The sequence below is a fragment of the Nicoliella lavandulae genome, assembly GCF_037546185.1.
GTDB lineage: Bacteria > Bacillota > Bacilli > Lactobacillales > Lactobacillaceae > Nicoliella > Nicoliella lavandulae.
Window position 1 is genome coordinate 348,198 of sequence record NZ_JAWMWH010000001.1, and the last position, 20,649, is coordinate 368,846.

The 20,649-nt window shown below is 38.0% G+C and carries 24 protein-coding genes, 7 tRNA genes and 1 pseudogene; 16 read left to right on the top strand and 16 right to left on the bottom strand.

What is annotated here, in order from left to right:
* Positions 1–32: 32 nt before the first annotated feature.
* The 8 genes from R4146_RS01510 to R4146_RS01545 all read right to left on the bottom strand — a co-directional run bounded on the left by R4146_RS01510 (position 33) and on the right by R4146_RS01545 (position 5,634).
* Complete coding sequence (locus R4146_RS01510; RefSeq protein ID WP_339959700.1) at positions 33–434, bottom strand: DUF3021 domain-containing protein; 402 nt, start codon at positions 432–434, stop codon at positions 33–35.
* Positions 431–886, bottom strand: coding sequence for a LytTR family DNA-binding domain-containing protein (locus R4146_RS01515; RefSeq protein WP_339959701.1), 456 nt, complete (start codon positions 884–886; stop codon positions 431–433). The genes R4146_RS01510 and R4146_RS01515 overlap by 4 nt, the downstream gene beginning before the upstream one ends.
* Positions 876–1,751, bottom strand: coding sequence for an ABC transporter permease (locus R4146_RS01520; RefSeq protein WP_339959702.1), 876 nt, complete (start codon positions 1,749–1,751; stop codon positions 876–878). Before R4146_RS01520 ends, R4146_RS01515 begins: the two co-directional genes overlap by 11 nt.
* Positions 1,751–2,641, bottom strand: coding sequence for an ABC transporter ATP-binding protein (locus R4146_RS01525; RefSeq protein WP_339959703.1), 891 nt, complete (start codon positions 2,639–2,641; stop codon positions 1,751–1,753). Before R4146_RS01525 ends, R4146_RS01520 begins: the two co-directional genes overlap by 1 nt.
* A gap of 147 nt (positions 2,642–2,788) precedes the next feature.
* Entirely contained in the window at positions 2,789–3,109 is a 321-nt protein-coding gene (locus R4146_RS01530) for a carboxymuconolactone decarboxylase family protein (protein ID WP_339960632.1), read from the bottom strand.
* A complete protein-coding gene (locus R4146_RS01535; protein WP_339959704.1) occupies positions 3,106–3,540 on the bottom strand; it encodes a cupin domain-containing protein in 435 nt (144 codons plus the stop codon). Before R4146_RS01535 ends, R4146_RS01530 begins: the two co-directional genes overlap by 4 nt.
* A complete protein-coding gene (locus R4146_RS01540) occupies positions 3,527–3,958 on the bottom strand; it encodes a MerR family transcriptional regulator (protein ID WP_339959705.1) in 432 nt (143 codons plus the stop codon). The genes R4146_RS01535 and R4146_RS01540 overlap by 14 nt, the downstream gene beginning before the upstream one ends.
* A gap of 119 nt (positions 3,959–4,077) precedes the next feature.
* The gene (locus R4146_RS01545; RefSeq protein ID WP_339959706.1) at positions 4,078–5,634 is read right to left on the bottom strand and encodes an ArnT family glycosyltransferase; all 1,557 of its coding nucleotides are present in this window, start codon (positions 5,632–5,634) and stop codon (positions 4,078–4,080) included.
* Positions 5,635–5,823: 189 nt separating this feature from the next.
* On the opposite strand from R4146_RS01545, the gene R4146_RS01550 reads away from it, so the two are divergent.
* On the top strand, positions 5,824–6,273 hold the full coding sequence (locus tag R4146_RS01550; RefSeq protein ID WP_339959707.1) for a hypothetical protein: 450 nt from the start codon (positions 5,824–5,826) through the stop codon (positions 6,271–6,273).
* Between the two features lie 122 nt (positions 6,274–6,395).
* Here R4146_RS01550 and R4146_RS01555 read toward each other — a convergent pair whose 3' ends face one another.
* Positions 6,396–6,938, bottom strand: coding sequence for a class I SAM-dependent methyltransferase (locus tag R4146_RS01555; RefSeq protein ID WP_339959708.1), 543 nt, complete (start codon positions 6,936–6,938; stop codon positions 6,396–6,398).
* Positions 6,939–7,190: 252 nt separating this feature from the next.
* The gene (locus tag R4146_RS01560) at positions 7,191–7,820 is read right to left on the bottom strand and encodes a YdhK family protein (protein WP_339959709.1); all 630 of its coding nucleotides are present in this window, start codon (positions 7,818–7,820) and stop codon (positions 7,191–7,193) included.
* Between the two features lie 185 nt (positions 7,821–8,005).
* Here R4146_RS01560 and R4146_RS01565 point away from each other — a divergent pair, with 185 nt between their 5' ends.
* Entirely contained in the window at positions 8,006–8,935 is a 930-nt protein-coding gene (locus R4146_RS01565; RefSeq protein ID WP_339959710.1) for a hypothetical protein, read from the top strand.
* Positions 8,936–8,997: 62 nt separating this feature from the next.
* Here R4146_RS01565 and budA read toward each other — a convergent pair whose 3' ends face one another.
* Both budA and R4146_RS01575 read right to left on the bottom strand, forming a co-directional pair.
* Complete coding sequence (gene budA / locus R4146_RS01570) at positions 8,998–9,708, bottom strand: acetolactate decarboxylase (protein WP_339959711.1); 711 nt, start codon at positions 9,706–9,708, stop codon at positions 8,998–9,000.
* Between the two features lie 129 nt (positions 9,709–9,837).
* Complete coding sequence (locus tag R4146_RS01575; protein ID WP_339959712.1) at positions 9,838–11,088, bottom strand: C40 family peptidase; 1,251 nt, start codon at positions 11,086–11,088, stop codon at positions 9,838–9,840.
* Between the two features lie 288 nt (positions 11,089–11,376).
* On the opposite strand from R4146_RS01575, the gene R4146_RS01580 reads away from it, so the two are divergent.
* The 8 genes from R4146_RS01580 to R4146_RS01615 all read left to right on the top strand — a co-directional run bounded on the left by R4146_RS01580 (position 11,377) and on the right by R4146_RS01615 (position 12,359).
* Positions 11,377–11,508, top strand: coding sequence for a hypothetical protein (locus tag R4146_RS01580; RefSeq protein ID WP_339959714.1), 132 nt, complete (start codon positions 11,377–11,379; stop codon positions 11,506–11,508).
* A 125-nt stretch (positions 11,509–11,633) separates the two neighbouring features.
* Positions 11,634–11,705 (top strand) — tRNA-Asn (locus R4146_RS01585).
* 36 nt (positions 11,706–11,741) lie between these two features.
* Positions 11,742–11,813 (top strand) — tRNA-Asn (locus tag R4146_RS01590).
* 38 nt (positions 11,814–11,851) lie between these two features.
* Positions 11,852–11,923: transfer RNA gene (locus R4146_RS01595), tRNA-Asn, on the top strand.
* Positions 11,924–11,959: 36 nt separating this feature from the next.
* Positions 11,960–12,031: transfer RNA gene (locus R4146_RS01600), tRNA-Asn, on the top strand.
* 38 nt (positions 12,032–12,069) lie between these two features.
* A tRNA-Asn gene (locus R4146_RS01605) sits at positions 12,070–12,141 on the top strand.
* 36 nt (positions 12,142–12,177) lie between these two features.
* A tRNA-Asn gene (locus R4146_RS01610) sits at positions 12,178–12,249 on the top strand.
* Positions 12,250–12,287: 38 nt separating this feature from the next.
* Positions 12,288–12,359 (top strand) — tRNA-Asn (locus R4146_RS01615).
* A 49-nt stretch (positions 12,360–12,408) separates the two neighbouring features.
* Here R4146_RS01615 and R4146_RS01620 read toward each other — a convergent pair.
* From R4146_RS01620 to R4146_RS01630, 3 genes and pseudogenes are all read right to left on the bottom strand, one after another.
* Positions 12,409–12,660, bottom strand: coding sequence for a hypothetical protein (locus R4146_RS01620; protein WP_339959715.1), 252 nt, complete (start codon positions 12,658–12,660; stop codon positions 12,409–12,411).
* Positions 12,661–12,741: 81 nt separating this feature from the next.
* Positions 12,742–13,107 (bottom strand): annotated as a pseudogene (locus R4146_RS01625) (TIGR02328 family protein).
* A 2-nt stretch (positions 13,108–13,109) separates the two neighbouring features.
* Complete coding sequence (locus tag R4146_RS01630; protein ID WP_339959716.1) at positions 13,110–13,481, bottom strand: YbgA family protein; 372 nt, start codon at positions 13,479–13,481, stop codon at positions 13,110–13,112.
* Between the two features lie 227 nt (positions 13,482–13,708).
* Between R4146_RS01630 and R4146_RS01635 the strand changes: the two genes are divergently transcribed.
* The gene (locus tag R4146_RS01635) at positions 13,709–14,059 is read left to right on the top strand and encodes a hypothetical protein (RefSeq protein ID WP_339959717.1); all 351 of its coding nucleotides are present in this window, start codon (positions 13,709–13,711) and stop codon (positions 14,057–14,059) included.
* Positions 14,060–14,081: 22 nt separating this feature from the next.
* Entirely contained in the window at positions 14,082–14,945 is an 864-nt protein-coding gene (locus tag R4146_RS01640) for an aldo/keto reductase (protein ID WP_339959718.1), read from the top strand.
* 51 nt (positions 14,946–14,996) lie between these two features.
* Here the strand turns inward: R4146_RS01640 and R4146_RS01645 are convergent, their stop codons facing one another.
* Entirely contained in the window at positions 14,997–16,388 is a 1,392-nt protein-coding gene (locus tag R4146_RS01645; RefSeq protein ID WP_339959719.1) for a flavocytochrome c, read from the bottom strand.
* 142 nt (positions 16,389–16,530) lie between these two features.
* Between R4146_RS01645 and R4146_RS01650 the strand changes: the two genes are divergently transcribed.
* From R4146_RS01650 to R4146_RS01660, 4 genes are all read left to right on the top strand, one after another.
* Positions 16,531–16,974, top strand: coding sequence for a CopY/TcrY family copper transport repressor (locus tag R4146_RS01650; protein ID WP_339959720.1), 444 nt, complete (start codon positions 16,531–16,533; stop codon positions 16,972–16,974).
* Complete coding sequence (locus tag R4146_RS08900) at positions 16,971–17,180, top strand: hypothetical protein (protein ID WP_373695326.1); 210 nt, start codon at positions 16,971–16,973, stop codon at positions 17,178–17,180. The genes R4146_RS01650 and R4146_RS08900 overlap by 4 nt, the downstream gene beginning before the upstream one ends.
* Positions 17,155–19,194 carry a heavy metal translocating P-type ATPase gene (locus tag R4146_RS01655; RefSeq protein ID WP_373695327.1) on the top strand — a complete coding sequence of 680 codons (2,040 nt, stop codon included), beginning with the start codon at positions 17,155–17,157 and terminating at the stop codon, positions 19,192–19,194. The genes R4146_RS08900 and R4146_RS01655 overlap by 26 nt, the downstream gene beginning before the upstream one ends.
* Before the next feature lie 204 nt (positions 19,195–19,398).
* Positions 19,399–20,439 (top strand): CAP domain-containing protein, encoded by a 1,041-nt coding sequence (locus R4146_RS01660; RefSeq protein WP_339959721.1) that lies wholly within the window; start codon positions 19,399–19,401, stop codon positions 20,437–20,439.
* Positions 20,440–20,649: the final 210 nt, after the last annotated feature.

Below are 20,649 nucleotides of genomic sequence, written 5' to 3' on the forward strand. Positions count from 1 at the left end.
TATCTAGTTACTATTTAAAAGTCAATTTGTGTTTAATGGTGGTCTGATTTTCGTTTTTGAATCAATTTGTTAACACTACTAGCGGCTTTTTGATTCAGATAGTATTGAAAGGCCCATACAATCAAGTAGATGATGGTCACTTGAATAGTATATGCTAAATTGTTAGTTGCCCAGCCATTATAAGCGCCTAGGATAAACATTGAAATCAATATTATTCCGTAGTGAATCAGCAGCCTGATTGAAAACGGCAACCACCAAATATGAAAAATAAATGTGCCTTCACCAACTAACGCCGTGGTCACTAACAGACTGATAATTTCTGATTGGCTTACTTGGGCGTGTGAATAAGTTGCCAAAATGATTAAAAAGATAATCGATCCGGCCCCCATCCCAATCAACGCATATTTAATAATTAGATTTAGGATTCGTCTCACATCCGCAACCTCGCTTTCAAATCCGGTAGGTATTTCCGACTAACACTCAACTTAATGTTATGGTCTAAGAATGCGACCATATTACCAGAAAACCCAGCTTCTAACGCATTGAGATGGTCAATATTAATTGCTGTCCCCCGGGCAATCTTAATGAAGCGTTGGTCATCGATGCGCGCTAGGATGGTTTTCAATTGCCCCCGAAATGAATAATCATGTTCAGTGGTGGTAACCGTTAAATCAGTGCCAAAGACCTCAATTGATATAATGTCATCTAAACTGACCATATCGACGCGATCGTCAATAGTCAATGGCAATACATTCGTCGTGGTTTCATTTAAGTCGGATAGTTTATTGATGAGTGCCACTACGTCCGGAGTTAGTTGCTTGGCACTAACCGTTAGTTTAATTTCAGCTGGTGATAATTGATCATCTTGGTGAAAATCAACCTGCATGCACCAAAACTTCCTTTCTTCTGAGATAGTTTACTATTATTAACAATACAATAAACAACAATAAGAAACCACTCAAAAGTAAGATTATTTGGGCCATCGATAATACAGTTGAACCTAATTTTATATCCACCCCCATTGATAGGCGGAAGTTCTTTAAGACTGTCGTTGGTAAGTGTTTAAATGATGATGATAGTTGATTATCCATCAACACTTGCCGAAATGCTGCTGAAACGTATGGCGCCGGTGTACACTTCATCACCGTTTGGGCAATGCTTGGGAGGGTGCCAATTGGGACATACGTTCCTGCAAAGAATCCAGAAGCCGTTCCAATTATGGAATTAACCGTTGAAATTGATTTAACCCGATTAATGAATGAATAGATCAAGAGGTTAAAACTAGTCCACACTAAGCTACTCCCGATTGCAATCGCTAGGACTAAGTCGAAGTGGCCCCAGCCGATATTAATATTATCCACTAATTGGAAGTAGCCACCCATCAAGCCAAAGGCAACCATTTGATTAATGATTCCCACTAGCATCGCACTAATTAAGTACGAACTTTGAATTTGCCACGTTGATAAATCCGTTAATTTCAAGTCATAAATCCGTCCGGTTTCGCGATCCGTAACCATTTGGGATAGTGCCGTACCAGTACTCGTTAGTCCGGCTACGGCAAGGGTTCCAGAAATCAACCATGGATCCAATAACTTGGTGTTGCCTGGGATATGTTGCCATTCTTGTTGCATCCCGGTCTTTAAGAACAAGAGGTAAAGCACAAATGAGATCAACGCCGCTAACATTGAGAAAAAGACCATCGTCCGGTTAGCAAAGTATAGTTTTAAATTTCGTTTTAATAAGCTGAGCATTAGCGAATCTTCTTTCCGGTTAGGGCCACAAAGATGTCATTCATATCACCGCGTTTGTATTCCATCGCAGTAATGAGTGGCCGAGCTTTAGCTAAGAATTCAATCGCAGTATTAACGTCTGGCAACTTCAATTGTAGTTGCTTAGCATCGACTGAGACGATCCAATTAGCATCTAATAATTGTTTTACGGCATCAACATCCGTTACATCAATCGTAAGTAAATCACTGGCGTATTCTCGTTTTAAGTTAGTGACCGTATCCGATGCGATAATTTCACCATGGTCAATCACGTATACATAGTCCGCAAAATTGGTTTCTTCTAAGTAGTGGGTCGTTAAAATGATCGTTAGATGCTGTTCCTTGCGCAACTGGTTTAAAACTTCCCAAATCTTATTGCGCGTTTGAATGTCCAATCCAGTCGATGGTTCATCTAAAAACAATAGATTGGGTTTATTAACAAGGGCACGGGTAATGTCGACCCGCCGGCGTTGCCCACCTGATAAGGAGCCATACTTCTGATTAGCAATGGCTGCAATATCAAAGGCCTGCATTAAACTAGCAATGAATTGTTGATCAACATGTTTGTACATCTTAGCGCGCCACATTAAGTTTTGGCGCACCGTTAGTTCTGAATCTAAGACGCTGTCTTGAAACACTACGCCGATTTGGTGGCGGTATTTAGCATCCGTTGGGTGGAGTCCCGATAGGCTGATGCTGCCTGATTTTGGTTGGGTAATTCCAGTTAACATTTTAATTGTAGTTGATTTACCAGCACCGTTAGGACCTAGGAAAGCCACTAGTTGGCCGGCGTGAATTGATAGATTAATATGGTTAACGGCAATTTTGCTGCCGTAACGTTGGGTTAAATTTGTAGCAGTTAATAATTCCATGGTGATCCCTCCATCTCGATTAATGTTGATTATAGCAAGTACTACTATGTAAATGGCGATTATCGGATAAGTGGTATTAAAACCATGGTAAGTGGTCAAAAACGACAAATAAAAAAGTCGCAATTACATTGCGACTTTTGATAATCCCTATTCACCATATACTGATTTAGCAATGCCAAATGCTGACCATGCTTTAGGCCAACCAACATAAAATGATAAATGCGTAATCATTTCGGCGATTTCAGATTGGGTAATGCCGTTTTGCTTCCCCATCTTTAAGTGAGCTTCTAGTTGGGCAAAATTGCCACCAGAAATTAATGCGGAAATTGTAATCATACTGCGGTCATGGGCAGATAGTTCTTTAGTCCGTGACCACACTTCACCGAATAATACATCATCATTTAGTTCAGCGAACTTAGGAGCAAAATCTCCCAAGTTATCATGCCCTGCGGTTTGTTTAGCCATTATGCATTCCCCTTTCCTTGTTCAAATGCGGTTTGGAACTGTTGATCAGAAACTGCTTCCAACCATTCTGGAGTTCCAGCGGTAATCGCGATATGGGAAAACCAGCTATCAGGAGTGGCGCCATGCCAGTGTTTAACGCCATCATGAGTGACCACTACGTCGCCAGGCGTTAGTAGTTGGGCTGGTTTGCCATCCTCTTGGTAAAGGCCTTCGCCACCAGTAACCAGTAAAATTTGGTAGCCATCGTGATGGATGTGCCAGTTATTACGACATCCTGGTTCAAATGTCACGTTGCCGACCCCAACATTGACATCTTTTGATGGACTAACCAGTCCATTTAAATAGCTTTGACCAGTAAAGTATTGGGCGTATGCATCGTTTTTAGCCCCGCGCCCAAAGATAATTCCGTTTGCTACATTTTCATTTTGTGTCATTTAAATCATCCTTTCGTTTTAACCGTTGTAAATAATGTGAAAAGTCTTCTGTAATCGTATGATCGAGCTTGCCATCATACCAATCAATCTTGTGTGATAATACCGCTAGGTTTGCCTGCTTTTCTGCAATTTCAGCTAAACTACGGGCTTGGACCATGGCTAGTAATTCACGGCGTTCGCTAATGGTTGAATCGCCGATTGCTCGTAATTGAACATACTTAATGATTTCGCTCATGGTCATCCCCGTCCCCTTCAAATGCAGTAAGAAGCCGACCCACTTAATATCATGATCAGTGTAATAGCGGCGGCCATTTGCATCCCGATCTGGTACGATTAATGATTGTTTTTCATAGTATCTCAGCGTATAAGTTGTTAACCCAACGATAGTTGCGAATTCGCTAATTGAATATTTTTTCATCGATGAACTTCCTCTGTTAGTGAAATCAATTGATTAACTATAAGTTACTACTTAGAGTTAACTCTAAGTCAAATGAAAAATAAAAAATCCATCACCTTAATTTCGGTGATGGATTTTAATTATTGATTGCGTTGATATAAATCATATTGAACATCATATAAATTAGTTGCTGAAGTAAATTTCAACGCCTTCGTAGTATCAACTAAATGATAATGGGTGCGTAACGTCTTATTATTAGCTAAGTCACGAACCAAGCGTCTAGTGGCTGGTGTTTGCGGCTTAGTGGGTTGAATCGTTAGCACAAAGTTATTCTTTAATGACTTCAACTGTTTGGCTTGTGATTTAATCATTGGTTGATAGTTCAAATTGTTTTTTACAAAGTACTTATTATTCGGTAACGTGCCTAATTTAGTGTATAAACTAACATCAATGTTTTTATAAACCAATAGTGACCGGTCTTTACTACGGTCAATTACCTTAGCAAAACGCATTTGATATGGCTCCGTTGCCCGGTGATCTAAACTATACAATGGATTATGTGGAAACAATCGCGAATAACGATAGTTTTGATTCATCAACAATGTAGCACATGCTGATAACACAATTAGTAAGCATGGTAAGAATGGATTTTCAATGACCATATTAGGCAAAATCTTCTGGAATAAAATTCCAATCCCAACTAGGATAAAGATTGAAAAAACAGCCATTAAAGTGTAATAGTATGTGGCCGTTACCTTGACCGTAATAATTGAAATAGTTTCTAAAATTAAACCAATCTCCAATGCAGCTTTAGTACGCCAATTCAACTTAGGAATAATCGCAATCATAATAATTGTAATTAACACCATTATTTCTACCCATCTAGCGACTGGATCAACTTGTGGTAGCTGAATCAACTGCATTAAATCAAAGTTAGAACGATTATAGTACTTTAGATTAAACATAAAGTAAACGTCCAACATTTCAAATAGGATATGGTGAACGTTGTACAGAACTAAGATGGGCACGGTAACAATTGCATAGCCTAAGCCACCCCAACCCAACAAGCGGAATAACGACTGAAATTGTTTTTTAAATAGGTAGGTTAATGCAATGACTAGCCCAATGCCAAACCAAGGAATTAAAAATGTATATTTAATCCAAAACGCAATTCCTACGAATAAACCTTGTGAAAATATCGCCAATCTTGAAAAATGAAAATCAGGATGCTTAATCAGTTGATAGATCATCGCCAATAGGAATGGAATGACCATGCTTTCTGGCGTATCGCCATGTTGAAAGAAGAATTCATTAAACATCAATGGGACGATAAAGAAAGTTAATGGATATGCAATCGTACTTCGCATAAAGTGGCGCAGGATCTTAAAGCCTAAGATTAGATCAATAAACAGCCACAATGCTTCTAAAATAAACACCAGGGTAAACGAATGATAGTTAACTAGGGCGACCAGAGAATAGAATAGATAAATTAATGGTCCCCGATTATCAAACAGATCATGATACGGCATTAAACCATGCCAAAACCCCTTGCCAACTGTCATCATAATGTTGGCATCTGGGGATGGATTGACCAGATACAAAGGCGATGACGTTGATAAAAAGGTCATAATGATAAAGCTTGCAATTAATAAAAACAGCAAACTAAACCAGTTCATATTAAGTTGTTTCAGTTTCATTTTTAACTCTCCATGTTTCAAAAAATAGTTACTTCTTATTATAGTCTAATTCACAATAATTTGCCTTTAGTTCTTAGCAAATCGATATGAAACAGTGAATATTATTTTGTTCGGCTTTTCACAATATTTGATGAAAACATTGATACGGCAATCCTTTTCTTGTATAATTTTGCATTGTATTATTAAGGAGTGTTATTTATTATTCAACCCGATAAAAAAATCGAAAATGATCAACCTAAAATAACTAAACAACAAAAAATATTACAAATACTATACTACTTAATCGCCATTTGGATTATCCCTAGTTACTTAGAATTCCTACACGTTAATGGATTGCACTTGCCGATAATTACAATAGTTTTGGTTGGACTATCATTAATTTTTGCAATCGTTCATTATCAACATCTTATTACTAGTGATAATAATTACAATTACCGTTTCTTATTCACTTGGTTGACGATGTTCATCTTCAATACTACCGTCCAATTCCTAAGCAATACCTTAATTTCATCATTTATGAACCTAGACCAAACTTTTGAACTAGGCTATGTGTTTGGTCTACTTTGTTTTATCCTAGTGTTATCGTATGCTATGAGCATTCTAATCTTTTTTGAGCCTAATCATTTTACGTTAGATTGACCCTTGTTCGTTAAAACTATTGACTCAGTGATCGTTTGAGAGTAATATAATACATGAAAAACAAACATATGTTCGTTATATAATATAAAAAAAGATTGCCTCCCCCAAGGCAATCTTTTTTGCTATCTCACGATAATTTTCATAGCCCGATAACCAAATTTAATTCGCATTTCTGGATCAGCAATATAAACATCTAATTCGGGTTTACTACTAAATAGGACCGCATATTTATTAATTTGGCGTCTAGTATTAACCATTAAGATCGAACCACTACCATCTTTTTTAACTAATCGATAGATTTCATCACAAATGGCTTGGCGTTGTTTACGACTATGCGTGAACAACTGAGTTTGTTTTGAATAGCTACCGGTAATTACATCAAAGCTATCAGAATCAAATGGCATTTTCGTAATGTCAGCACTAATAACGTTAGCACGACTACTAACTTGACGCTTAAATAAATTATTTCGAGCTCGGTTCGCGGTATGTTGGTAAGCATCTTCAATCCCAGTCACTTTGGCATTTAATGCTGCTCGCGCTAGCCGGGTTGTAGAATAACCCGTCCCCACACTCACATCCAATGCATTTTTAGCAGGTAATAATGCTTGATCACTTAACAACGTATTTATAATTTGAAATTTACGGGCTGTTTTTAATACAGTCAAAATTGCAATTAGGATGAATATCACGCCTATCAACCACAGCTTTTTAAAATCGGACGCAAACATAACAATTGCAGACACTATGCTCACGTAAAACCAATACGGGTTATCTAGCCCATACATAAATAATTTTTCGGTCATCTATAATCACTCTCGTTCGTATTTATTAAATTTATCATAACAAATTATATCTTTATAAACAAAATAAGTCATCGTAATTTTAACGATGACTTCAAAAATTTAAATTTAATTATACTATTTCATACTAGTTAAGTCAGATTGTGCCAACCATTTGTGATTCTTGTAAGTAACATTACTATTCGTAGCCTTAAAGTTAACCATGTAGGCAGGACCCTTCTTGATTGAAACAATCTTACCTTTGGCACCCTTCATCCCAGTCATATGATCGGCTTCAACAGTAATTTGTTCACCCACTTTAAGTTGACCCTTTTTAGCAGTCTTGATTTCTGGAGCAACTAAGTACTTGTGGTTCTTAACTTCCTTGCCACCATTAGTTGGAGTGTAGTCAATGGTATATAAATCAGTATTGTAAGCACCAACTACGGTCGCCATGGCGCCCTTCATGCCTGACATATGGTTGGCCTTAATCATTACTTTAGCGCCCTTCATATATTTAGCATTAGTAGCCATTTTAAGCCCCTTAGGTGCTTTTCCACCATTGGTCTTCATCATCATGCCACTCATGCTCATGGATGAGCCACTACTCATCTTCATTGAAGAGCTGCTGCTCATTTTCATGGATGAACTGGTTTGTTTAGCGTTGTTCATACTTGAATGACTCATCGCACTTACTCCGGCTGGTACCACTAACAATGCTGCAACGGCAGCAGTAGCCACTCCGGTAATTAATTTTTTATTGATCATAATCAAAGCACTCCTTTAGCTTACACATTATTAAGAACTAATTTACGTTTACTATTGTAGACCAACTAGAATCCTAACGCAAATATATTGTACACAACTTATTATGTATCCGCTACCTTAGACGCATCGCCGCATCCATGTTAAAATGTACCAAGTCATAATAATAAACATGGAGGAATTTAATAATGAACTATAAACACGCATTAGTAGCACTAGCTGCTACAGTTACCTTAGGTTTATCACCAGCATTAAGTAGTAATGTACATGCTGCGACTCCTAAGGCAACATCAAGTTACTGGAGTAAGAAAAATACTGTTTACTCTGTTAAAATCAAGAAAAATGTTAAAGCAATTAAAGCAACATATGTTACTGGTAAAGGTTTAAACCTAACTAAGAAAACTGTTACTTTAAAAAAGGGTAGAATTGTAACATTATTAAAGAATAATAATGGAGATTGGGTATGTATTACCAGTGGTAAGAATAACGAATCTAACTACTATATCGTAACTGACAGTAACCTTGTAAAATCTACCAGTTGGTTCAAATTACAAAAAGCAATTAAGACTAATAGCAGTAGCAGTAGTAATAGTAATAATTCCAGCAACAAAAATAGTAGTAGTAATAGCAGCAGTAGCAGTAAAAAAACAAATACAGTTACTACTGTTAATAGCGCATACAAAACTGCTCAAAGTAGTGTTCCATCTTCAACTGACTTCCAAGATGCATTTGTTTCACCTAACTCAAATGCCGCAAATATTAATGGAACTACCATAACTCCAGGAAACAAGTACAGTGTAAAGTTAATCGATATGGGTGGTAGTGCTGTTTATCAGATTAAATTATCTGATAACAACATTGTTACAGTCCCATACAGTAACACTAGTGACAACACATTCGTATTTCTAACCACTAATGTTTACAACTATGGTAATGATGGTAATACTTTCATATCAGCATACTCACCAGACTCAAGTGATGCCGTTGTTTCAAGTAGTTTTAAACCAACTAGTGGCACAATCTGGTATACTACAAGCAACATTAACTCCAGCCAAGTAACTCCAACCGGTGCTTACGTTTACAATGCTCAAAGTAATAACTGGTCTAAAGTAAAATAAAAATTAAATTTAAAAGCCATGCTTTCAATCGAAAGCATGGCTTTTTTGATGCTAATTTTTAATTATTCAGCGTGTTCAATTGCGCCTTCAATATCATCCTTTGAGAAATCATGATCCATATATTCAGCATTATCAATTGGTAATTGTTGATCCAAGTTACTGAAAACTTGTAATTCAATCTTACCGGTGAAGCCAGTAAAATCAAGAATATGGCCACCTTGAGACTTATCATCAGCTAAGAAATGACTGTGGAAACCACCAACAGCGGCACCATTAAATAGTTGTGGTGAGAAGTACGATAGAACCGTTCCCTTCTTATTTTCACCATCAAAAACGTGTTGTTTGTCTGAACATTCTGCCAATGTAGGATATGGTTTACTTTGTTTAAAGACAGAACGCGTCTTCATCGTTTTAAATTCACCCGTTAACTTAATTGAGAAAAAGGCGTTAGCAAGGCTCTTAGCACCTAATACTGCTTCTGGCATCCCAGCTAAGTCTAAGTTATCAACCGACTTAAATGGTTTGTAATCAGCAAAGTGCATGTTCCCAAATGGAACGGTGAAGTCATCACCGAGTTCATTAACATTGCCATCACCATCAATTTGATAAGCAACGCCATCTAAAATGATCAATTCACCATCAAGACCTTCACCGGTCCCGATTCCAGTGTCACCATGTTTTAGAAAATCAGCAATCTTAATCGTTCCAGTTAATAATCCGGGAACTAATAATGCTAAGGTTCCATGTTGAAATAATGTATTAGTATCTTTCATTGTTTACATCCTCCTAATCCGTAGTGTTGAATAATCAACACTATGTAACTATTATTTCATATATATTTATAATATACAAAAATTTAAACCATTAAAAAAAGAACCACCAAATGGTAATTCTCATTTTAACTAAGCTACTCGTCTAACAACGTGGTTAAATCGCTTAGACCAATGTGGATCAGACAAGCTAGAAACGTCAACTCCATGACTATCAGTCGATGGTGAATCGTTTAAGAATAATCCATTGCCTAAATAAATTCCAACGTGACAGAATGCTCCTTCTTTTTTATCATTAAAGAAGAAGATATCACCACGTTTCATATCTTTATAATTAACGGCGCGCCCTTCGTTTTTAAGAGTGTAGGTAGTTGCAGTTACTGAACCTAAAGTCACTCCAGCCTTAGCGTAGATATAATGGATAAATGAGGAACAATCAAATCGACGTGCTGCGATACTAGCAGCAGTCCGACCACCACCCCATGAATAAGGTGATTTACCAACTAATGCCATTCCGGCACTAATTGCTTTTTCGATTTTGGTGTTGTTACTCTTTAAACCATCTAAATCAAATTTCATATCTTTACCATTAATGTAGTAGTTTTGGCCATCTTTAGTTACCCGGAAGTAACCGTCTTTAGTATTCGTATACTTACGATAGTTTACATTTAACAATTGATCACTTAATCCTAGACTATCGGCCGTTCCCACTTTTTGGGCTCCCTTAGTGTTAGCAGGGGCAGAGTAAACTGCAGCATCACTACTATTGACCTTCATCTTAGCACTCATACTACCTTGTTCTGTCACGTATTGATTAAAAGCATCGCTACTAATCCAACCGCGATCAGTTTTATAATACGTATCCTTATTAGTCTTAGCTACTCGACTTAACTTAAAGCTCTTGCCATAACTACCCTTGGCAGATGAAAGCTTATCAACGTTATTTAAATCCTTGTAGAAGTTATAACTAGTCTTATATAATTTCTTAGTAGCACTGTAAGGCTGATTATATGTAGTCGACTTAGTTTGTTTTTCTTTTGTTACTCCATTATCATTGGTTGTAGTTTTAGTCTTCTTAACCGTTTTTGAAGCACCACTTGATTCAGTGGTAGTAGAACTTTCTTCCGTACTGGTTGAATAACTACTAGTTGTATCATCAGCAGATTGATTTTGCGCAGCACTACTATCAGTCTGTGAGCTACTTTGGGATGCACTACTAGCGCTTTGGGATGCATCTTGAGATGAGCTACTAGCTACCTGTGATTGACTAGTGCTATTAGCAGTAGTATCGGCAGCAGCGCTGGTAGGATTAGTAAGTGTTAATCCTACAATTGATGCGGTAGTAATTCCAGCTACCGCTAATAATTGGTTTATTTTATTCATAATTTATCGATCACTCCTATATCTTTACATAAATATTATATAATATTAGATAACAATCAATAAACTAAATCTTTATGATGTAAACAAAATGTAATAAGCACACAACCAATTAATTTAATTTGTGATTTTCCAAATTTTCTTTTATGCTAACAATCGTTGACTTAACAGTCATTTGCAACAAAATAATAAAATGATAAGTAAATTAAATCATTATAAGTGTTGACATATTTCTCTAACCATATTATTATATAAACATAAATTAAATCGAAACTAAAAGGAGGCGAAACCATGCTAAAGGCTAAGATGATTTCAGCAGTTCAATCAAATAATAATACCAATGCTAATTACAATAATAATAATAATAGCAATAATAATAATTGTAATTCGTATGGGTATTTCTTTAGCGTGGTAAACGCCTAAAACTAACTTGTATCCATACTTTGATGAAAAGCGTGGATACCCTTTCTTAAAATTCTGCAATACCAAAGGACCCGCATTTCATCTTAAGAATGCGAGTCCTTTTTCTTTGATTCAATTTCAATTATTGCCCCGTAGTTCAATGGTAGAATACCGCACTGTTAATGCGTAGGTTGTTGGTTCGAGTCCAACCGGGGCAGTTGATCCTTCCTTAGGATCTGTTCATTTTCACTTCTTGCTCAATAGTTCAATGGTAGAATACCGCACTGTTAATGCGTAGGTTGCTGGTTCGAGTCCAGCTTGAGCAGTTCGTTCCCCTTTGGGAACGGCTTCATATCTCTCTTTTTGCCCCGTAGTTCAATGGTAGAATACCGCACTGTTAATGCGTAGGTTGTTGGTTCGAGTCCAACCGGGGCAGTTGATCCTTCCTTAGGATCCGTTCTTTCTCTCTTTTTGCTCAATAGTTCAATGGTAGAATACCGCACTGTTAATGCGTAGGTTGCTGGTTCGAGTCCAGCTTGAGCAGTTCGTTCCCCCTTGGGAACGGCTTCATATCTCTCTTTTTGCCCCGTAGTTCAATGGTAGAATACCGCACTGTTAATGCGTAGGTTGTTGGTTCGAGTCCAACCGGGGCAGTTGATCCTTCCTTAGGATCCGTTCTTTCTCTCTTTTTGCTCAATAGTTCAATGGTAGAATACCGCACTGTTAATGCGTAGGTTGCTGGTTCGAGTCCAGCTTGAGCAGTTCGTTCCCCCTTGGGAACGGCTTCATATCTCTCTTTTTGCCCCGTAGTTCAATGGTAGAATACCGCACTGTTAATGCGTAGGTTGTTGGTTCGAGTCCAACCGGGGCAGTAAAAAATCCCATGCTGTTGATCTCAGGCATGGGATTTTTGTTTTACAATTATTTAATTGCGTTTAATGCATGGGTGAAACAATTGAGCGAACAATTAATTTCAGCCTTAATGATTGAGTAATTATAATCAACGTCTTTTTCAGTAATTTCTGATAATGGGGTTTCATTTAAAAATTTAACAAATCGGTCAATGTCTTTAATTACATTACTATTTTCATTGGTTCCGTCTAACGCGTTAATAATATGGGAACGGGTTCTCCGTAATGATGTTAATACCTCTGTTTGTCTTGCTTGATCCATTTTAAAATCCCCTTTCATAACTATCTTTTTAACATTATAAATATAAATGAATATTAATCAATTAATTAGCACACAATCTATTTAACTAATTTCAATTCCCTTTGCCTTTAAATTGTCTCGGCAAACGATTAAATAAGCTAAGTCATGCTCAATGTAAATCGGCGTTGTTAATGCGACCGGCTTCAAATCTGAATATGGCGCACAACTATTACCGCGATAGTTTGAATCTAACCAACGCAAATCTGGATGGTAACCACGAATTTACATTTCATTCATCACCAACTGATGAAATTGAAACAATTTATATGGTGAATAGTCAAATACATAATCAACGGTGGCGTGACGGCGTCCCCACCCATTGCCACGTAGTGCACAAAGTTCGCGGTGCTGTCCTAACAACTGTTGACGGGGGAGCCGATTAATTAAATCCTGGTGCCATAGTCGCATTATCAATCCCTCAATTCTTGAATTAATCGTGATTGTTTCAAATACTGAACATTATACTTATCAGTTAGTTGAACTAAAAACGGGCCAAGTTGATCATTATCAGGGGTCAATGTAGCTAATGATGCTAAATAAAATTGCTTTTCAGCTGGCGTTGCTAATTTTTTAAAATAACCCCAAACATGTTGGTAGGCAGTGGTTAACGTTGCTCGTGTTGGCGATTGAACTGATGCGGTTGCTATAATTTCATGATACGCAGCCTGTTTTGCAGGGGTCCAATCGTTATGCTTCGCCAGTTGGCGAATCTGGTTATACGCTTGTTGAGAGTGCGCCATTACCCAGTACTTATTGGCTGCCCATTCTGTTTGCCAATGCATAATTTATTCCTCCATTATTGTAAAAAAATAACAGGTAATAGTGACTTAACACCGTTTACCTGTTACAAAGCTTAGCCGATATAATCGATTCGTTCTTGATTACTTCCTATCATACCGCATTTTATTTATTTGTCAAATTAAATCACAGAAGCATATTAATATTATCTTTGTTATGTCTGTGCTACACTAAAAACATAAATAATATATCAATAAGCAAGGTGATAATTATGGCTAGAGATGACGATGACGAATACATGGATTTAGACGAATTAAATGATTTAGATGATTATAGCGATGCTGACGAGGATCCACTAGAAGACCTATCTGGTGATGGCAATCGCATCATTGATGATAATGCACCCGATGATACTGATGATGATTGGGACGACAACGACGATGACACTACCGATGATTTTGATACTGACACCGCTGATGATGACGATCGTGACATTGTTGATGACTTAGGCGCTGATACCGCCGAAGATAGCGATGATGATGATAATCCAGTTGATGAACATCCTGATGATTCAGATGAACAAAACTTTGATAATCCCGATGACACCGATGCGTGGGAATAGTTAATAGGAGGAATTAAATAAAATGGAATACTTTGAATTAAATGACGGTAACAAGATCCCTGCAGTGGGATTTGGAACTTATAAACTAACTGATCCTGATGAAACTGTAAAGGCAGTTGAATCTGCAATTAGTGCTGGATACCGTTTAATCGATACTGCTAAGGTCTACACTAACGAAGCCTTAGTTGGTGAAGGAATTAAAAACAGTGGTATCGCTCGTGACCAATTATTCGTTACTTCTAAGGTATGGATTAACGATAGTGGTTATGAAAAAACTAAGCAAGCCATTGATAATTCATTAGAAAAACTACAATTGGACTATCTAGACTTATATTTAATTCACCAACCATATGGTGACAACTACGGTTCATGGCGAGCAATGGAAGAAGCTAGAGCCGCCGGTAAGATCAAGTCAATTGGAGTTTCTAACTTCCCAGACTATCAAATTACTGATTTAGCCACTTTTAATAAGGTTAAACCAGCTATTAACCAAATCGAAATTAATCCATGGAACCAAGAAAAAGCAACTGTTGACTACCTAAAGAGTTTTGGTATTCAACCAGAAGCTTGGGCGCCATTTGCACAAGGGTATGACCATATCTTTACTAACCCAACGTTAACTGAAATTAGCAATAACCATAATAAGGGTGTTGGCCAAGTGATGCTAAGATGGTTATTCCAACGTGGGATTGTTTCAATTGCCAAAAGTGCTAAACCAGCTAGAATTAAAGAAAACATTGATATCTTTGATTTCAACCTTTCAGACGATGAAATGAAAGCCATTAGTGCGCTTGATCGCAAGGACGGAGTCTCAGCTGATCATACTGATCCTAAGACGGTATTACGGCTTAGCGGTTACACTGATAACTTAAACGGATTAGATTAATCTAATCTAGCTAAAAAAGCCAAGAACGATGCAATTCGTTCTTGGCTTTTTTTAATCCGTAATGTATTTATATACCTGTTGGCCAGCTTGCCGTCCAAAAATTACGGTTTCGGCAATTGAATTACCACCAATTCGGTTATCACCATGCAGACCACCAGCAACTTCCCCACCGGCAAATAATCCCGCAATTGGTTGGCCAGCATCAGTTAGCACCTGGGTTAGTTGATTGACCTTAATGCCCCCCATGGTGTAATGAACTGCTGGGGCCACATGAATGGCAAAGTATGGACCTTGACTTAAATCACGATCCATCCCCGTTGAACGATGAAATTGCTCATCATCATGATTAGCGACCGCTTGATTCCAATGTTTAATCGTCTGGGTTAGCTCTGAAGCAGGTGCCCCAATGTTTTGGGCTAACTCATCAATAGTTGCACCATGAATCACGAGGCCAATGGAATCATAGAAATCAATCGCCTTTGCATGGTCGCGGACGCCCTGGTTAAAAACTAGGTATGCACTTGGATGTGCTAGTCGATTAATTGCATCAGTCACGTTCTTGCGCGTATCCAATTCGTTAACAAAGCGTTTACCATCAGCATCAACCAAAATAGCGCCTTCACCACGAACTGCTTCTCCAATTAAAAATGCATGGTCATTATCTTGTTGCACCGTTGGATGGACTTGAATCTTATTCATATCCACTAATCCAGCCCCCACATCAGTGGCTAACTTTAAGCCATCCCCAGTTGCTCCAGGTTGATTAGTCGTTCGATAATGAACTAAATCCTGCCGATACTTACCAATGATTGCTTTACTAGCACCAAATCCTCCGGTAGCCAATACTACGGCCTTAGCATGAATCTGATGAACGTTCCCATCACGATCTTGGGCATTAACGCCATCAATGCGGCCATTAGTAGTCAATAGTTGCTTAACATCAACTTGGTTAAACACCGGAATCCCCGCGGCTTCAATCAATTTCAAGAACGAAGTTACTAGATAGTTCCCGATTGGTGCCATGCTGCTTGGCCGATGGGTGCGCTTAGTGTGCATCCCTCCAGTAATCGTAACATCGTCTAATTCAATGCCATGATCAGACAACCAATCAACAGCTAATGCCGCATGGGTAGTGAAATAGCGTAACATCGCCTTATTGTTTTGTTTATCGCCACCAATGAACGTGTCATTATAAAAGGCTTCATAACTATCTACAATGTGGTGATGCAACTGGGTCTCCGTTTCTGCTGCGTTCATCCCGGACGAAGCCCGGTTGGAATTACCACCTAATCGATCCATTTTTTCTAAAATGACCGGCTTTAACCCTAATTCATGCGCCTGTAAAGCTGCTACTAAGCCGGTTGAACCAGCCCCTACGATTATCAAATCATATTGATCAGATAGTTGGTCAATCGATTGCGGCTGAAATGTGTTCTTATCCATAAATAAGCCCTCCTAATTGTAATTATTACCTTCCATTTTACAATAGCTAGCCTTTAAATGCTGTTCAAGCGTATTAGTTTACATATGTAGACTACGATGATATATTAATCATTGTACGAAATATATAAAAGGAAGTGATTCAATGAGTGCACCTACGAGCATTACCAATTCCGAATGGTCCGTAATGCGCATTGTTTGGACACTAAAGCAATGTACTAGCCATCAAATTATTGATGAACTAGCGCATCAAAATGATTGGAAACCGTCAACCGTCAAAACATTGATCACACGGTTGAAAAATAAAGATTATTTGAACGTGGATAAACAAGGTAATGGCTATATTTATTCACCTAAGGTTAGTGAAAAAGATGCCATGAATGCCGTTTCCATTAATCTCTTTGATAACATGTGTGAAATGAAAGTCGGTAATGAAATCGGCACCATCATTGATCACTTTGCGATTAGTAAAGATGATATTCAAATGCTAATGGATAAGTTAGCTGAAAAACAAAAAACTGCCCCGGATAAAGTTAAATGCAATTGTCTAGACAATCAATATATGAAATGTGGAGATGATATGAAATGAAAGACGATGATATGAAGGGCATGAAAATGAACAAAGACGATATGAAAAACATGAACGGTAATGATCACGATATGAAAAACATGCATCACGATCAAAACAACATGAACCACGATGACCATAACATGAAAGATATGAATATGGATCATGATCATAACAATATGCAAGGCATGGACATGAGTCATGGAAATGGTAATGGCGGGCCATGATATGGGCAATATGAACATGAGTGGTGGCGGCATGATGATGATGCATGGTGGTCACATGATGAACATGGGGAATCTAAAACTAAAGTTCTGGGTCTCATTTATCCTCATGATTCCCATTTTGATCATGTCCCCAATGATGGGCATGCGCTTACCATTCCAATTCTTCTTTAAGGGTTCGGACTGGGTCGTAGCCATTTTAGGTAGCATCCTCTTCTTTTATGGTGGTAAACCATTCTTTAGTGGTGCTAAGTGTGAATTGCAATCTAAGAAACCAGCCATGATGTCTTTAATTTCCATGGGGATTTCAGTAGCATACGTTTACAGTATCTACTCAGTAATTCACAATAACCTGACGCACAGCAGTGCGACCGTCAGCAATTTCTTCTGGGAACTATCAACGTTAATCGTCATCATGTTATTAGGGCACTGGATTGAAATGAATACGATCATGAATGCTGGTTCTGCAGTTGATAAGTTATCAAACCTTCTACCAAATACGGCCAACGTTAAACAAGCTGATGGCAGTTTCAAAGCTGTCCAACTAAATACATTAAAAAATGACGATATCGTATTAGTTAAAGCCGGTGAAAAGATTCCAGCTGATGGGATTATCGTTGATGGTAGTAGTAAGGTCAACGAATCATTAGTAACTGGTGAATCCAGAAGCGTTACTAAAAACGTTAATGATAAGGTTATTGGTGGTTCCAATAACGATGATGGAACCATCCAATTCAAGGTAACTGGAACCGGTGATTCTGGTTACCTATCCAAGGTTAAGGACCTAGTTACCAATGCTCAAAATAGTAAATCTAAGAACCAAAACATTGCCGATAGGGTCTCAGGATACCTATTTTACGCTTCCCTTAGTATCGCCATCGTAGCTTGGATCGTTTGGAGCTTCATTAATGGAGTTTCATTTGCAACGACAACGGCGGTGACCGTATTGATCATTGCATGTCCCCATGCTTTAGGACTCGCAATCCCATTGGTTACTTCACGGACGACTTCATTGGCAGCTACGAATGGATTATTGATTAGAAATCGGGATGCCCTAGAAGGTACTAAACATTTAAAATATGCATTAATGGATAAGACTGGGACGTTAACCCAGGGACAATTCAAAGTCAACTTAGTTAAGAGCCTTGACAGTTCCCTTTCCGATGATGATGCATTGCAATTAATTGCCAGTGCCGAACAAACTTCTAGTCATCCACTAGCAACCGGAATTTTAGCTGCTGCTGATCAGAAATCAATTAAGCTCCTTCAATCAGATAACGTTCAACAAATTACTGGATCCGGATTACAAGCTGAAATTAACAATAAGAATTACCTAGTTGTTTCCAGCAGTTATCTAAAGGAACACCACATTGCATTTGATCAAAAGCAATTTGACGACGTCGCTGCACAAGGTAACACCGTTAGTTATCTAGTTGCTGATAATAAGGCGCTTGCCATCGTTGCTGAAGGTGATCAAATTAAGCCTAATTCAGATAAAATGGTGAAGTATTTATTATCACAACACATTCAACCAGTAATGCTAACCGGTGATAATGAAAAGACCGCCCAAAAGGTAGCTAACACATTAGGAATCACTAAGTTCGAAGCTAACTTAAAGCCTGAAGATAAGCAAAAATTAGTTACCAAGTACCAACAAGATGGTAATGTAATCTTCATTGGTGATGGAGTTAACGATGCACCTAGTTTAGCTAAGGCCAACTTAGGAATTGCGATCGGTTCTGGAACTGACGTTGCCATCGACTCAGCCGATGTCGTATTAGTTAATAGTGACCCTCTTGATGTCATCGCCCTCTTGAAGTTAGCCAAGGCCTCTGAAGCTAAGACCATCGAAAACCTATGGTGGGGAGCTGGTTACAATATTGTAGCCCTTCCATTAGCAGCCGGGGTACTAGCATTTGCGGGCATTATCTTAAGCCCAATGGTCGGGGCAATCTTAATGTCATGTAGTACAGTCATCGTTGCAATTAATGCAATGACGCTTCATATTGAAAAATGAGACGCTTAAACTTGATTTTTATCATATTTTATTTATCATAGTAGTTGATAAGCGGATATTGGATATATCAAGATTGTAAATAAAGTAGTGGATGATTTTAATTATCATCCACTACTTTTTGATTACCATGATATTGAATAAATTTTTGTTGATGCTTTTTTTAAGGTATACTTATGATAAAAACAATGAAGGAGTCTTTTACAAATGAAAGTTAAACAATTAGTGATTGCTGGAATTGCCGCGCTATCTTTTACTGGCGCCTATCAATTATTAGCTAACGCCAAAACTACTACATACACCGCCAAGGTCAGTCGCAGTACTTTATACCGTAAGCTACCCACTACTAAGAATGTTAAAACTAAAAAGGATTACAAACTAAGTGGTGATTATACTGCTAAGTCAGTAAAGACAGCCCATGGCGTCCGCTACGCCTTTCTAGTTAAGGGCAGTCAAACCATTGGCTGGTTTAAGCTTAGTGATTTAAAAACGACAACCACTAAAGATAAACAAAAGAAGGCTGATAATAAGCAAACCACTAGTGCTGCCCAAGATGACAGTGATACCACTAGTAGCAACAGTACTACGACCACTACTAATACTAATGCCAATAGTCAATCCAGCAATACTAGCACTCCTGCCACGACTAGTTCAACGACAACCAGTACGACTCCTACCATTTCAACATCAATTCCTAATATGGACTATTCCTATTCAGCATCTAATAATCCTTCCAGTGATGTCACTAACTTAATGAACCAAACCGGTGTAAACTGGAATAGCATCAACGTTCAATCTGCAGCTGCCCAAGCCACATTCAATGCGATTAATCGGGCCCGGGCTGGTGCTGGAGTAGCACCTCTAACCATCAATGATGAATTAACTAAGATTGCTCAAACCCGTGTTAAACAAGTGGTTACCAATTTTACCCACTATGATTCTAATAACTACATGATTGCAATGGATGATGCCAATCAATTAAACCTAAACATCACTCAATGGGCTTCCCAAATCAGCGAAAACCTAGGTGAAAGTTATTATCTTGATAATGACACGCCAACTACTGCCGCAGAACGAATTGTTAATCAATTCCAAGCTGAAGGTCCCGATAACGGTGACGGTAAAGAACACGGCCACTATGTAGAGGATATGGATCCTACCAATACCCAAGTTGGAATCAGCTTCTATCATGGTAATAATAATGATACCTTTGTTGCAATTATCTTTGCTGCTTATAAAAATAATTAACCCATTCAAAAACAGATTAACTAACCTTGTTAATCTGTTTTTTTAGTTTTCAATGAGATAATTAAAAGAGCAGCATCACAATAATCATCAATATCCCCGTTAATAAAAATTAAAAAATGGGTGTTGACATTAAATTAAATTAGTTTATAATTAGAAAACAATTAGAGTTACCTATCACATATTTCAGGAGGATTATCGACATGCTAAAAC

Excerpts from the sequence above, each read along its gene's own strand:
- R4146_RS01515 (WP_339959701.1), bottom strand. The coding sequence starts at position 886 with ATGCAGGTTGATTTTCACCAAGATGATCAATTATCACCAGCTGAAATT.
- R4146_RS01520 (WP_339959702.1), bottom strand. The coding sequence starts at position 1,751 with ATGCTCAGCTTATTAAAACGAAATTTAAAACTATACTTTGCTAACCGG.
- R4146_RS01525 (WP_339959703.1), bottom strand. The coding sequence starts at position 2,641 with ATGGAATTATTAACTGCTACAAATTTAACCCAACGTTACGGCAGCAAA.
- R4146_RS01535 (WP_339959704.1), bottom strand. The coding sequence starts at position 3,540 with ATGACACAAAATGAAAATGTAGCAAACGGAATTATCTTTGGGCGCGGG.
- R4146_RS01540 (WP_339959705.1), bottom strand. The coding sequence starts at position 3,958 with ATGAAAAAATATTCAATTAGCGAATTCGCAACTATCGTTGGGTTAACA.
- R4146_RS01545 (WP_339959706.1), bottom strand. The coding sequence starts at position 5,634 with ATGAAACTGAAACAACTTAATATGAACTGGTTTAGTTTGCTGTTTTTA.
- R4146_RS01560 (WP_339959709.1), bottom strand. The coding sequence starts at position 7,820 with ATGATCAATAAAAAATTAATTACCGGAGTGGCTACTGCTGCCGTTGCA.
- R4146_RS01565 (WP_339959710.1), top strand. The coding sequence starts at position 8,006 with ATGAACTATAAACACGCATTAGTAGCACTAGCTGCTACAGTTACCTTA.
- budA (WP_339959711.1), bottom strand. The coding sequence starts at position 9,708 with ATGAAAGATACTAATACATTATTTCAACATGGAACCTTAGCATTATTA.
- R4146_RS01575 (WP_339959712.1), bottom strand. The coding sequence starts at position 11,088 with ATGAATAAAATAAACCAATTATTAGCGGTAGCTGGAATTACTACCGCA.
- R4146_RS01580 (WP_339959714.1), top strand. The coding sequence starts at position 11,377 with ATGCTAAAGGCTAAGATGATTTCAGCAGTTCAATCAAATAATAATACC.
- R4146_RS01620 (WP_339959715.1), bottom strand. The coding sequence starts at position 12,660 with ATGGATCAAGCAAGACAAACAGAGGTATTAACATCATTACGGAGAACC.
- R4146_RS01630 (WP_339959716.1), bottom strand. The coding sequence starts at position 13,481 with ATGCATTGGCAAACAGAATGGGCAGCCAATAAGTACTGGGTAATGGCG.
- R4146_RS01635 (WP_339959717.1), top strand. The coding sequence starts at position 13,709 with ATGGCTAGAGATGACGATGACGAATACATGGATTTAGACGAATTAAAT.
- R4146_RS01640 (WP_339959718.1), top strand. The coding sequence starts at position 14,082 with ATGGAATACTTTGAATTAAATGACGGTAACAAGATCCCTGCAGTGGGA.
- R4146_RS01645 (WP_339959719.1), bottom strand. The coding sequence starts at position 16,388 with ATGGATAAGAACACATTTCAGCCGCAATCGATTGACCAACTATCTGAT.
- R4146_RS01650 (WP_339959720.1), top strand. The coding sequence starts at position 16,531 with ATGAGTGCACCTACGAGCATTACCAATTCCGAATGGTCCGTAATGCGC.
- R4146_RS08900 (WP_373695326.1), top strand. The coding sequence starts at position 16,971 with ATGAAAGACGATGATATGAAGGGCATGAAAATGAACAAAGACGATATG.
- R4146_RS01655 (WP_373695327.1), top strand. The coding sequence starts at position 17,155 with ATGGAAATGGTAATGGCGGGCCATGATATGGGCAATATGAACATGAGT.
- R4146_RS01660 (WP_339959721.1), top strand. The coding sequence starts at position 19,399 with ATGAAAGTTAAACAATTAGTGATTGCTGGAATTGCCGCGCTATCTTTT.